Source organism: Pseudomonas sp. B19125, assembly GCF_044218855.1.
Classification (GTDB): domain Bacteria; phylum Pseudomonadota; class Gammaproteobacteria; order Pseudomonadales; family Pseudomonadaceae; genus Aquipseudomonas; species Aquipseudomonas edaphica.
The window spans coordinates 1,839,875-1,851,603 of sequence record NZ_CP162589.1 but is presented as its reverse complement, the minus strand read 5'-3'; the positions used below and the strand labels follow the sequence as shown (position 1 = coordinate 1,851,603).

Annotated in this window: 12 protein-coding genes; 5 read left to right on the top strand and 7 right to left on the bottom strand. The window is 59.2% G+C overall.

What is annotated here, in order from left to right:
• Window positions 1-73: 73 nt before the first annotated feature.
• Both AB4P96_RS08445 and AB4P96_RS08440 read left to right on the top strand, forming a co-directional pair.
• Window positions 74-1,018: an alpha/beta hydrolase gene (locus AB4P96_RS08445; RefSeq protein WP_099550453.1), complete on the top strand. Its 945-nt coding sequence runs from the start codon at window positions 74-76 to the stop codon at window positions 1,016-1,018.
• Window positions 1,019-1,076: 58 nt separating this feature from the next.
• Window positions 1,077-1,547, top strand: a complete 471-nt coding sequence (locus AB4P96_RS08440) for a MaoC family dehydratase (protein WP_003175719.1) — start codon at window positions 1,077-1,079, stop codon at window positions 1,545-1,547.
• 165 nt (window positions 1,548-1,712) lie between these two features.
• Here AB4P96_RS08440 and AB4P96_RS08435 read toward each other — a convergent pair whose 3' ends face one another.
• Window positions 1,713-2,180: a PA2169 family four-helix-bundle protein gene (locus AB4P96_RS08435; protein WP_017139192.1), complete on the bottom strand. Its 468-nt coding sequence runs from the start codon at window positions 2,178-2,180 to the stop codon at window positions 1,713-1,715.
• Between the two features lie 204 nt (window positions 2,181-2,384).
• Between AB4P96_RS08435 and AB4P96_RS08430 the strand changes: the two genes are divergently transcribed.
• Window positions 2,385-2,621: a DUF3820 family protein gene (locus AB4P96_RS08430; RefSeq protein WP_017139191.1), complete on the top strand. Its 237-nt coding sequence runs from the start codon at window positions 2,385-2,387 to the stop codon at window positions 2,619-2,621.
• 11 nt (window positions 2,622-2,632) lie between these two features.
• The gene (locus tag AB4P96_RS08425; RefSeq protein WP_395600669.1) at window positions 2,633-3,808 is read left to right on the top strand and encodes an aminotransferase class V-fold PLP-dependent enzyme; all 1,176 of its coding nucleotides are present in this window, start codon (window positions 2,633-2,635) and stop codon (window positions 3,806-3,808) included.
• Between the two features lie 202 nt (window positions 3,809-4,010).
• Here AB4P96_RS08425 and AB4P96_RS08420 read toward each other — a convergent pair whose 3' ends face one another.
• The 3 genes from AB4P96_RS08420 to zwf are packed head-to-tail and all read right to left on the bottom strand — an operon-like array spanning window position 4,011 to window position 6,860.
• Window positions 4,011-4,676: a bifunctional 4-hydroxy-2-oxoglutarate aldolase/2-dehydro-3-deoxy-phosphogluconate aldolase gene (locus AB4P96_RS08420; RefSeq protein ID WP_026013852.1), complete on the bottom strand. Its 666-nt coding sequence runs from the start codon at window positions 4,674-4,676 to the stop codon at window positions 4,011-4,013.
• 17 nt (window positions 4,677-4,693) lie between these two features.
• Window positions 4,694-5,407 (bottom strand): 6-phosphogluconolactonase, encoded by a 714-nt coding sequence (pgl, locus tag AB4P96_RS08415; protein WP_026013851.1) that lies wholly within the window; start codon window positions 5,405-5,407, stop codon window positions 4,694-4,696.
• On the bottom strand, window positions 5,394-6,860 hold the full coding sequence (gene zwf, locus AB4P96_RS08410; RefSeq protein ID WP_099550450.1) for a glucose-6-phosphate dehydrogenase: 1,467 nt from the start codon (window positions 6,858-6,860) through the stop codon (window positions 5,394-5,396). Before zwf ends, pgl begins: the two co-directional genes overlap by 14 nt.
• A 219-nt stretch (window positions 6,861-7,079) precedes the next feature.
• On the opposite strand from zwf, the gene AB4P96_RS08405 reads away from it, so the two are divergent.
• Complete coding sequence (locus tag AB4P96_RS08405; RefSeq protein WP_169985276.1) at window positions 7,080-7,940, top strand: MurR/RpiR family transcriptional regulator; 861 nt, start codon at window positions 7,080-7,082, stop codon at window positions 7,938-7,940.
• A gap of 130 nt (window positions 7,941-8,070) precedes the next feature.
• Here the strand turns inward: AB4P96_RS08405 and AB4P96_RS08400 are convergent, their stop codons facing one another.
• From AB4P96_RS08400 to AB4P96_RS08390, 3 genes are all read right to left on the bottom strand, one after another.
• Complete coding sequence (locus AB4P96_RS08400; RefSeq protein ID WP_017139187.1) at window positions 8,071-8,916, bottom strand: D-hexose-6-phosphate mutarotase; 846 nt, start codon at window positions 8,914-8,916, stop codon at window positions 8,071-8,073.
• A gap of 218 nt (window positions 8,917-9,134) precedes the next feature.
• On the bottom strand, window positions 9,135-10,481 hold the full coding sequence (locus AB4P96_RS08395; RefSeq protein WP_017139186.1) for a carbohydrate porin: 1,347 nt from the start codon (window positions 10,479-10,481) through the stop codon (window positions 9,135-9,137).
• Between the two features lie 86 nt (window positions 10,482-10,567).
• Window positions 10,568-11,728, bottom strand: coding sequence for an ABC transporter ATP-binding protein (locus AB4P96_RS08390; protein ID WP_017139185.1), 1,161 nt, complete (start codon window positions 11,726-11,728; stop codon window positions 10,568-10,570).
• Between the last annotated feature and the right edge of the window lies 1 nt (window position 11,729).

The following is an 11,729-nucleotide window of genomic DNA, read 5'->3' as shown; positions in this document are numbered from 1 at the left end:
AACGTGTAGGCAGATACACCAGCCCCGGCCAGATGAGCTATACACTGCAACGACCCTGAGCAAAGGAAGCGCTATGAATCACAGCACCTTCTGGCTGACCGCGAATGACCGCAGCCGCCTGTACGTCAATCAATGGCTGCCGGACGGGCCCGCCAAGGCCATGATCATGCTGTCCCACGGCATGGCCGAACACAGCGGGCGCTATGCACGCCTGGCCGAAGCGCTGTGCGCAGCCGGCTACGGCCTGTACGCGCCGGACCAGCGTGGCCATGGCCGCACCGCCGATGAAGGCACGCTGGGCCTGTACGCCGAAAAGGATGGCTGGAATAAAGTGGTGGGCGACCTCGCCAGCCTCAACCAGCACATCGGCCAGCAGCAGCCGGGCCTGCCGATCATCTTGCTGGGCCACAGCATGGGCAGCTATATCGCCCAGGCGTACCTGCTGCACCATAGCGCGAGCCTGAATGGGGCGATTCTCAGCGGTTCGAATTACCAGCCGGTGGCGCTGTACCGCGCCGCCGGCGTCATTGCCCGACTGGAGCGCGCACGCCAAGGCCTGCGCGGGCGCAGTGCATTGATCGACTTTTTGTCGTTCGGCTCATTCAACAAGGCATTCAAGCCCAACCGCACCGCGTTTGACTGGCTAAGCCGCGACCCGCTGGAGGTGGACAAGTACATCAATGACCCGCTGTGCGGCTTTCGCTGCACCAACCAGTTGTGGATCGACTTGCTCGGCGGCTTGCAGCAAATCAGCAAAGCGTCCAACCTCGCACAGATCGATCCGGGCCTGCCAATTATGATAATGGGCGGCGAATGTGATCCGGTAAGTGAAGGCAAACGTCTCAAAAGCCTGGCCCATGCCCTGCGTGAGGCTGGTTGCCAGAACCTGCAATTGAATATCTACCCGCAGGCGCGTCATGAAGTGTTCAACGAAACCAACCGCGATGACGTGACAGCGGATGTTCTGAAGTGGCTCGACCAGGCCTTGACGTTACGCAGGCCGGCGCGCTGCGAATAACTTTTTCCTTTAAAATCAATCTATTAAATTACCGATTAGCCACAGGATGCACCTTTAGATGACCCAGGTTACCAACACCCCATACGAAGCCCTCGAAGTCGGCCAGACCGCCAGCTACAGCAAGACCGTCGAAGAGCGCGATATCCAGCTGTTCGCGGCGATGTCCGGCGACCACAACCCGGTGCACCTGGATGCCGAGTACGCCAAGGCGACCATGTTCAAGGAGCGTATCGCCCACGGCATGTTCAGCGGCGCGTTGATCAGTGCAGCGGTAGCGTGCGAGCTGCCTGGGCCGGGCACTATCTACATCGGCCAGCAGATGAGCTTCCAGAAGCCGGTAAAAATCGGCGACACCTTGACCGTGCGCCTGGAGATCCTGGAGAAGTTGCCCAAGTTTCGTGTGCGCATCGCCACGCGCGTCTTCAACCAGCGCGATGAGCTGGTGGTGGACGGTGAGGCTGAAATTCTTGCGCCGCGCAAGCAACAGGTTGTTACGTTGACTGAGCTGCCGCCGATCAGCATTGGCTGATAGAAATCTCGAAATCAATACAAAGCAAATGTGGGAGCTGGCTAGCCTGCGATACACACACCTCGGCGTATCAGTTACACCGGGGTGATGCTATCGCAGGCAAGCCAGCTCCCACATTCAGTTACAGCATAGGCAGTTACAGCATAAGCAATTACAGCAATGTGCTTACGAGTTAGCGCGAGCCTGGTTACGCAGGGCTTTCACCTGGTCGTGGTTACGTTGTGCGCCGTGGAACTGACGCTCAACCAGGTCACGAATACCCAGCAGGTTGTGCTTGTTGATTTTCTCGATCGCTTCCTTGTAAGCCTTCAGGGCGTGGTCTTCACCGCGCTCGGCTTCGTTCAGTACTGCCTCTTCATCTTTACCGGTGACCAGCGACTTCACGTCGACCCAGCCACGGTGCAGAGCGCCGGCAACCGAACCGGATTCTTCCGGATCGCCACCCAGGGCACGCACGGCGGTTTGCAGCTCGGCTGCGGCAGTGGCGCAATCGGCGGAGCGTTTCTGGAACAGCGCCTTGAGCTCAGGATGCTTGATGTCTTCAGCACAAGTCGCGAAGCCTTTCTGGCCGTCTTTGCTGGTTTCGATCAGGTCGTTGAGTACGGAGATCGATTCTTTGTTGATGTCAGTCATTTTTCAATTCCTTGTGCAGGTTAGAAGGTTGTCTTAATGATTGCAGCGCCCGTGCCAGGTTTTGAAAAATTAATTTATTGATATATATCAGCTACTTACAAAATATTGAACCATCTGTATGTACGTTATTTGCATGATCTGTCATTTGGCCTTCATGCAGAATGCCTGTATTTTCCAAGGACTCGACGCCAACCCTTGAAGCCCATGAACCCCGAAAAACTCGAATTGCTGATCACCCGCGAAATGCCCTTCGGCAAGTACAAGGGACGCATCATCGCCGACCTGCCCGGCCCCTACCTGAACTGGTTTGCCCGTGAGGGTTTTCCTCACGGCGAGCTGGGCGGTTTGCTCGCTTTGATGCAGGAAATCGACCACAACGGCCTGTCCGAACTGCTGGAGCCGCTGCGCGTAAAACACGGCAAACCTGCCCCCCGCCATTAAGAGCCCACGCTATGCCAAGGAATGCAGACAACGAATGTCACTGGCACGCCATCGCCCAGCGCTATGAGCTGGAGCCTGGCCCGATCAATCTGGAAAACGGCTACTTCGGGCGCATGAGCCGTGCTGTGCAGGCGCAGTATCTGGAGCATGTGGCCTTTATTAACCGCAGCAACTCGCTGTATGTGCGTCAGCGCTTCGAGCAAGGTGAAAATGTCGAGATCCGTCAGCAACTGGCCGGGCTGATCGATGCCGACCCGGAGGCGATCGCTTTCACCCGCAACGCCACCGAGGCTCTGCAATCGCTGATCCGCAACTACAACGGCCTGCAACCAGGCGATCAGGTGCTGATCAGTGATCTGGAGTACGACACGGTCAAAGGTGCCATGCGTTGGTTGGCTGGTGTTCGCGGTGTGGAGGTAGTCGAACTTGCCCACGCCCACCCGGCCAGTTTCGACAGCCTGGTGCAGACCTATCGCAATGCGTTCGTGCAGTACCCGCGCCTCAAGCTGATGGCGCTGACCCATGTCACCCACCGCACCGGCCTGGTGATGCCGGTCGCAGCCATCGCTAAAGCGGCCCGTGGGCATGGCGTGGACGTGATTCTTGATGGCGCCCATGCGTTGGGCCAGATTGACTTCAACCTCGCCGAACTGGGCATTCAGTTCGCCGGGTTCAACCTGCATAAATGGATCGGTGCGCCGCTGACCCTGGGCTTCCTGTACATCGCCCCGGAGCGCCTGGCCGATATCGACCCGGACATGGGTGAGTTTCACTACCCCGCCAGCGACGTGCGTGCGCGCACCTCCTACAGCACGCCGAATTTTCCGGCGTTGATGACCTTGCCGTTGGTACTGGAGGAACATCGCAACCTCGGCGGCTCGGCGGCCAAGGGCGCGCGCGTCAATTACCTGCGTGATCGCTGGGTCAGCCAGGTGCGCGGGTTGCCGGGGCTTGAGGTGCTGACACCGGATGATCCGCGGCTGTATTGCGCGATTACGGCGTTCAAGTTTACTGGGCGGGATCAGACGGCGATGGCGGATCGGTTGCTCAAGGAGTACGACCTGTTTACCACCACGCGCACGGGTGCGGCGTTTGGAACCTGTATTCGGGTGACGCCTGGGCTGGTGACGTCGGCGGCAGACATCGATGTGTTGGTCAACGCAATAACTGAGTTAAGCACGGACTAAAACTGTGGGAGCTGGCTTGCCTGCGATGGCGGTGTATCAGTAGAAACATCCTAACCTGACCCACCGCTATCGCAGGCAAGCCAGCTCCCACAGTTGATCGGAGTTGAATGTGAGTTTTTTGCAGGCAAAAAAAAGCGGTACACCGACCAAGTGCACCGCAAAAATGCCGTTAAGCACAGCAACAACGATTCGGTAAATCAGATCAGTCCAGCAGTGCCAGCGCCTGTGCGGTGACTTCCTGGATACGGGCCCAGTCGCCGTTCTTGACCCATTCAGGGTCCAGCATCCAGCTACCGCCCACGCACATCACGTTTTTCAACGCCATGTAGTTTTTGATGTTGGCCGGGCCAACGCCGCCGGTTGGGCAGAATTTAACTTCGCCGAACGGGCCGCCCAGGGCCTTGATTGCAGCCACGCCGCCGCTGACTTCGGCCGGGAACAGCTTGAAGCGGCGATAACCCAGGCCATAGCCTTCCATGATGCCGGAAGCATTGCTGATGCCAGGCAACAGCGGAATCGGGCTGTGCACCGAGGCTTCCAGCAGGTCACGGGTAATGCCGGGGGTGACGATAAACTGCGAACCGGCAACCTCGGCCGCTTCGAGCATGTGGCGGTCGAGTACGGTGCCGGCACCGGTGCACAGTTCAGGGCGTTGCTCGCGCAGTACCTGAATGGCCTTGAGGCCGAACTCGGAGCGCAGGGTCACTTCCAATGCGGTCAAACCGCCGGCTGCCAGGGCATCGGCCAGCGGCAGGATGTCCTGTTCGCGGGCGATGGTGATCACCGGCAGGATCCGCGCCTTGGCGCAGAGGCTGTCGATCAGGGCAACTTTGTCCGCCATGGACACGGTCGGTTGAGGGCTTTTCATAGCGGCTGATCCTTGGCTCATGGGCACCAGTAAATCTCTAAAGTAGGTTGCAAAAACGCGCGAATCGGCATGGCAGCAACGTCGTCACTGGCCAGCGCGGCGCTCAAGGTGGTCAATTTCGAACTGCCGGAAATCGACAGCACGGTGTAATGGGCCGTGGCCAGCAGCGCGCGACTCATGGTCAGGCGCTGGTGCGGCACAGTCGGCGCCAGCATCGGCCAGCAACGGCGCGTGCCGTCAGGCTTGAGCGCCTCGCCCAGGTTGGGGCTGTTGGGGAACAGCGATGCGGTGTGGCCGTCATCGCCCATGCCGAGTACCAGCACATCGATCGCGGGTAGCTCTGCCAACTGGCGATCGGCCAGTTCGGCGGCGTCTTCCAGGTTCGCGGCAACGTTGTACAGGCTGAGGAACTTGGCCTTGGCCGCCGGGCCCTGGAGCAAATACTTTTTCAACAGGCCGGCATTGCTGTCGGCATGTTCCACCGGCACCCAGCGCTCGTCGGCCAGGGTGATGGTGACCTTGGACCAGTCCAGGCCTTGTTTGGCCAGGTTCTGAAAAAACGCCACGGGGCTGCGGCCACCGGACACGACCAGGGTCGCTTCGCCACGGGCACTGATGGCCGCGCGCAGTTGCTCGGCCACGTCAGTGGCCAGGCCATCGGCCAGCAACACCGGCGTGCGGTACTCATGGGCTGTCACGCCCTGAGGCAGTTTCAATTCAGATATCGCCATACCACGACCTCCCATCCCGCGTGATCAGTGCAATTGAGCTCATCGGCCCCCAGGACCCCGCCGCATACGGCTTGGGTGCATCACCGGATTTTTTCCACCCGGCGATCAACTGGTCACACCACTTCCACGCGGCTTCGATTTCATCTTTGCGAACAAACAGGTTCTGATTGCCGCGCATTACTTCCAGCAACAGCCGCTCGTAGGCATCGGGAATCCGTGCGCTGCGATAGGTGTCGGAAAAATTCAGTTGCAGCGGGCCGCTGCGCAGTTGCATGCCCTTGTCCAGGCCTTGCTCTTTGGTCATCACGCGCAAGGAAATACCTTCGTCCGGCTGCAGGCGGATGATCAGTTTGTTGCTGATCTGCAGGCGCTGCTCGGGGGCGAAGATATAGTGGGACGGTTCCTTGAAGTGAATGACGATCTGCGACAGCTTTTGCGGCATGCGTTTGCCAGTACGCAGGTAGAACGGCACGCCAGCCCAACGCCAGTTGCGGATATCGGCACGCAGGGCGACGAACGTCTCGGTGTCGCTCTGGGTGTTGGAGTTCTCTTCTTCCAGGTAGCCCGGCACCGGCTTGCCGGCGCTGTAGCCGGCGATGTACTGGCCGCGCACCACTTGGGTGGTCAGGCCTTCCGGGCTGATCGGCGCCAGCGCCTTGAGCACCTTGACCTTCTCGTCACGGATGCTGTCGGCGGACAGGTCGGCCGGTGGGTCCATGGCGATCAGGCACAGCAGCTGCAGCAAGTGATTCTGGATCATGTCACGCAGTTGGCCGGCCTTGTCGAAGTAACCCCAACGGCCTTCGATACCGACCTGCTCGGCCACGGTGATTTCCACGTGGGAAATGTAGTGCTGGTTCCACTGGGTTTCGAACAGGCTGTTGGCGAAACGCAGCGCAATCAGGTTCTGTACGGTTTCTTTGCCCAGGTAGTGGTCGATGCGGTAGGTGCGGTTTTCCGGAAAAAACTGCGCCACGGCGTCGTTGACCTTGCGCGAGGATTCCAGGTCCGAACCGATGGGTTTTTCCAGCACCACGCGGGTGTTGTCCGCCAGGCCGACCTTGGCGAGGTTCTCGCAGATCGCGCCATACACCGCCGCCGGGGTGGCGAAATAGGCGATCAGGCGTTGGTCGCTGCCGACTTTTTCGGCCAGAGCGACGTAGTCATCGGCTTTCATGAAGTCGACGTGCACGTAGGCCAGACGCGCCAGGAAGCGCGCGGCCACAGCTTCGTCGAGTTCCTTGCCGACGTAGTTACGCAGTTCTTTTTCGATATGGGCCAGGTGCTCCTGCTCGGAACCGGCTTCACGGGCCAGGCCCAGGATGCGCGTATCGTCGTGCAGCAGCCCGGCGCCATCGAGTTGGTAGAGGGCAGGAAATAACTTGCGCAGCGCCAGATCACCCAAGGCGCCAAACAGGGCAAAGGTGCAGGGTTCTACGGTTATCGAAGGCATGATGTTTGTTCTTTTATCAAGTTAAGCTACAAATACCTTTTTTCAAGGCATCACTCAAGGAAAAATGTAGTAATAACCACAACATTTTCCCGAAATACGCATTCCGAGTGGTGGTGTTCAGCTACCCTCAGTAGGATAGGCCACCGCAAAGGGCCACTCGTCGATGGGTTACCGCCCTTTATTTGCATCGTCGCCCGAAGGAAAGACTGAATGGACCGCGTGCGAAATCTTCTGGAACAGATCCGGAACCGCCTCGAAGAATTGAACAAGGCCGAGAAAAAAGTCGCCGAGGTCATCCTGCAAAACCCACAGCAGGCGACCCGCTTCTCGATCGCCGCCCTCGCCCAAGCCGCCTCGGTCAGTGAACCGACGGTCAACCGTTTCTGCCGTTCGTTCGGCGTCAGCGGTTACCCTGAACTTAAATTGCAGCTGGCGCAAAGTCTGGCCAGTGGTGCGGCGTATGTGAGCCGCGCCGTGGAGGCCGATGATAACCCTGAGGCCTACACCCAGAAGATCTTTGGCAGCGCCATTGCCTCCCTGGACAGTGCGTGCCAGGCCCTCGACCCGGCGCTGATCAGCAAGGCCGTGGATTTGTTGATCCAGGCGCGGCAGATCCATTTCTTTGGCCTGGGCGCTTCGGCACCGGTGGCCATGGATGCGCTGCACAAGTTCTTCCGCTTCAACCTGGCCGTGACCGCCCATGCCGACGTGCTGATGCAGCGCATGATCGCGTCTGTGGCGCATACGGGCGAGCTGTTTGTGATCATTTCCTACACCGGGCGTACCCGGGAGCTGGTGGAAGTGGCGCGTATCGCCCGGGAAAACGGTGCGTCGGTACTGGGCGTGACTGCCGAGAACTCGCCCTTGGCCAAGGCCAGTACGGTGAGCTTGAACATTCCATTGCCGGAAGACACTGACATCTACATGCCGATGACGTCGCGGATCATTCAGTTAACGGTGCTGGACGTGCTGGCAACCGGCATGACCTTGCGCCGCGGGGTGGATTTCCAGCCGCATCTGCGCAAGATCAAAGAGAGCTTGAATGACAGCCGGTATCCGGTGGGGGATGAGTTTAACTAGCAGCAATCTCCACCAGCAGTACCGACCCTATCGCAGGCAAGCCAGCTCCCACAGTGGACCGAGCTGCCCATTTGGAATGCATTCCCCTGTGGGAGCTGGCTTGCCTGCGATAGCGCCATAAGCTCCACCACTAAACCCCGGCCCGCGCCTGCAAACTCAGGTGCGCCCGCTCCCCCGGCGCCAGACTGGCTGCCGCCATCGCCGACTCCACACACACAAACCCCGACGCCTCGTTAAAGCTCACGCCCAACAACGGCCGGCTGCCTGGATGCCACACCACGGTGTCAGCGCTGTCGCCGGTGTCGATGCACAGCTCACGTTGCCAGGCGTGGTCCTTGAGCTGCAGTTCACCCTCATGCTGGAACACCCGCTGGCATCCACCATCCACCCTTAGCTCGCCTTCCTGCTGGCAAACCTGGCGACTGAGCTGGTCATAACCTTGCGCGCCATCGAGCCCAGACAGCGCTATCTCGTCGACGTGACCAATACGCCAGTAAGCGTGCAACGCATGGCTCAGCTGGCACGGCAATTCGTCCTGGTGCTCGGTGCTCAAGCGCAACTCAAGGGTTTCGCCCAGGTGCGCGTGCAGGTCGACCTGCCAGTCGCACAGCTGCAATTGCCAGTGCAGGCGCACGCCGTCGTCGTCGGTGCTGCTGTCGAGCAGTTTCCAGTCGATCAGCCGCGCCCAGCCATGGGACGGCCAGGCGTTTTCGCTCGGATGGCGCCCATACCAGGGCCAGCACACCGGCACGCCACCACGGATGGCGCCGACTTGTGGCCACTTGGCTGCGCACCACAGCCAGGGTTTCTGGCCTGTGGGCTGAAAGTGCAGCAATTGCGCACCCTGGCGGCTGAACACCGCCTGGCACAGCGGATGGTCGATCACCAATACATCGCGCATCTGAAAGCGCTCCCAGGCGAACACCGGTTGTTCACGCAGGGATTTGAAAAAGCGTTGCAGCGGATGCTCATGCATGTGCCACGGTCCTGGAGTTCATGGTTGCTCAAGCTTGGTTACCCTGTGGGAGCTGGCTTGCCTGCGATGGCATCGCCTCGGCCATCCAGGCAGACCGCGTCGTTTGCATCGCAGGCAAGCCAGCTCCCACATGGGTAGTGCAGCGCGCCCCAAAAAAAGCGGGTAGCCATGGCTACCCGCAAAATGCGCACAGAGAGAAGGAGCTTATCGCAACAGCGTTAGAACGTAGACTGAATTTTCAGGCCCGCTACCAACGCGTTGTCGACTTTATCGACGCCACCTGGGTGGGTAACGTATTGCAGGTTAGGACGCACGGTCAGCCAGTTGGTGACGTGGAAGCCGTAGTTGATTTCAGTGTTGTACTCGGTGTCACGCAGCGGCGCGTAGCCCACCTGATCGTAGTCGGTGAAACCACCGGCTGCGTTCAGCAACTCTGCGTTTTTCCTCACGTCCTGGTTGACATGGATGCGGGAGAAACCGATACCGACGTCATCTTTTGGACGCGCATCGAACGGGCCTTTGTAGACCAGCATCAACGACTGATAGTTGTCGACGAGGTTGGTGTCCTTGTCGTGGAAGGTGGCGTTGGCCGCGATGTTCAGGCCGCGCGACGCGTCGCCGTTATGGGTGGTAAGTTGCTGCTGCACAACGCCCCAATAGCCGCTTTTGCTGCTACGGGTACGGTAAGCCAAGCCTGAGGTGGCGGCATCGTTGCCGTTAACGTCTTCACGTACGTCGCTGGCATCCGCGGCGCTCTTGTAGTAACCCACGCGGTATTCGCCCGGCAGGCCATTGACCTTCGGCGACCAGACCAACTCCACCGGAATCACGGTGCCCTTGGTGCCGCTGCCGCTGAGTTTGAAGCCATTGCCGTGCTCAAGCTGCGACGGGTTCTGGTTGTACGCACCGATCTGCGCATACAGCTCAGGCGTGATGTTGTACTTCACGCGGATAGCGGCCTGGGCGACCGGCCAGTTGTACCAGGTGTTTACATAGTTACCCACCTGCGAGCCGCAGAACGACAGGTTCTGGAAGTCGCATGGGAAGGTGTTGAAGTCTTCGCCTTCACCGAAGTAACCGAGTTTCACGTCCAGCTTGTTATCGAACATCTGGTGCTGAATCCAGAACTGGGTCAGACGCACCATGTGGCCACGACCATAGACTTCCATCGACGAACTCAGCGTGCCGGCACGCGGGTCACCGATACGGTCGTTGGAGATGTTTTGGCCATTACGGTTGGTCAACTGGATCTTGGCCTGGGTGTTGTCCCAGCCCCACAACTTTTGCAGATCGAGCGCTACGCCCAACCCAAACTGGTCGGAGTAACGGCCGGTCTTGTCGTCGTTATAGCCGCCGTGCAGGTTGGCGCCCATTTCCCCTACGTAGTCAGCCTTGATGTCGATACCTTGCTCGATCAGCTTGGTACGCTCGCCACCCCAATCACCGGTCATCCATTTGGAGTCGGCGCTGAATGCATCGGCCGCCATCGCATTGGCGGACAATACCAGGGCTGCTGCTGCTGACAGTTGGCAGATCAGCCGAGTGTTGTTGTGTTGCTTTTTCATCCCTACATCCTCGTCTTTATTGTTATTTAACTGTTTTTATCTAACGCGGGTTACTTTTTTTTAACCAAAACAACAAGTTATCTGCTTCAGCGGCCTTTGAATTGGGCCACGTTGTCGGCATGCCCGTGTGCAGGCAATGAGGCAGCAGTGCCCAAGCGTTCGCCGGTTTTGGCGTCGAACAGCAATACCTTGGCCGGGTCGAATTGCAGGGTCAGGGTCTCACCGACCTGCGGTGCAACGTCCGGCGCGAGGCGGCAGCAGACTTTGGTGTCGTTGAGTTGCACAAACACCAACGTGTCCGGACCGGTCGGCTCAGTGACCTGGACTTCGGCACGAATGCTCGACGACCCATTCGCTTCACCCGTGGCCAGAACAATTTGCTCCGGGCGCAGACCCAGGATCACATCGCGATCTTCAAGCCCAGCATCACTCATACCCAGCGGCAGCTCGCAACGGGCCTGGCCGCTGTCGAGCAGTGCCACCAGGCGACCGTCCTTGCGTTGCAGGCGCAAAGGTATGAAGTTCATTGGAGGTGAACCGATAAAGCTTGCCACAAACAGGTTGGCCGGGTCGTTATAGATTTCTTTCGGCGTGCCAAATTGTTGAATGATGCCGTCCTTCATCACCGCCACTTTATCGCCCAGGGTCATTGCTTCGATCTGGTCGTGGGTGACGTACACGGTGGTGGTTTTCAGGCGCTGGTGCATCAGTTTCATTTCGGTGCGCATCTCGACACGCAGCTTGGCGTCGAGGTTGGACAGCGGTTCGTCGAACAGGTAGATCTTCGGCCGACGTGCCAGGGCGCGGCCCATGGCCACACGCTGTTGCTGGCCACCGGACAATTGACCTGGCTTGCGGTTAAGCAGGTGCTCGATCTGCAGCAGCTTGGCCACGCGCGCCACTTCGGCGTCGATATCCGCCTGGGGCATCTTGCGGATCTTGAGGCCGAACTCGATGTTCTCGCGCACGCTCATGGTCGGGTACAGCGCGTAGGACTGAAACACCATGGCGATGTCACGGTCCTTGGGGCTCATGCCGCTCACGTCCTGGTCGCCGATCATGATCGCGCCGCCGGTGATGGTCTCAAGGCCGGCGATGCAGTTCATCAGCGTGGATTTACCGCACCCGGAAGGGCCGACCAGAATCAGGAACTCACCCTCTTTGATCGACAGTTCGATGTTCTTCAAGGTGTCGGGCAGGCCGGCGCCATAGGTCTTGTTTACATTGCGAAGTTCGAGCGTAGCCATG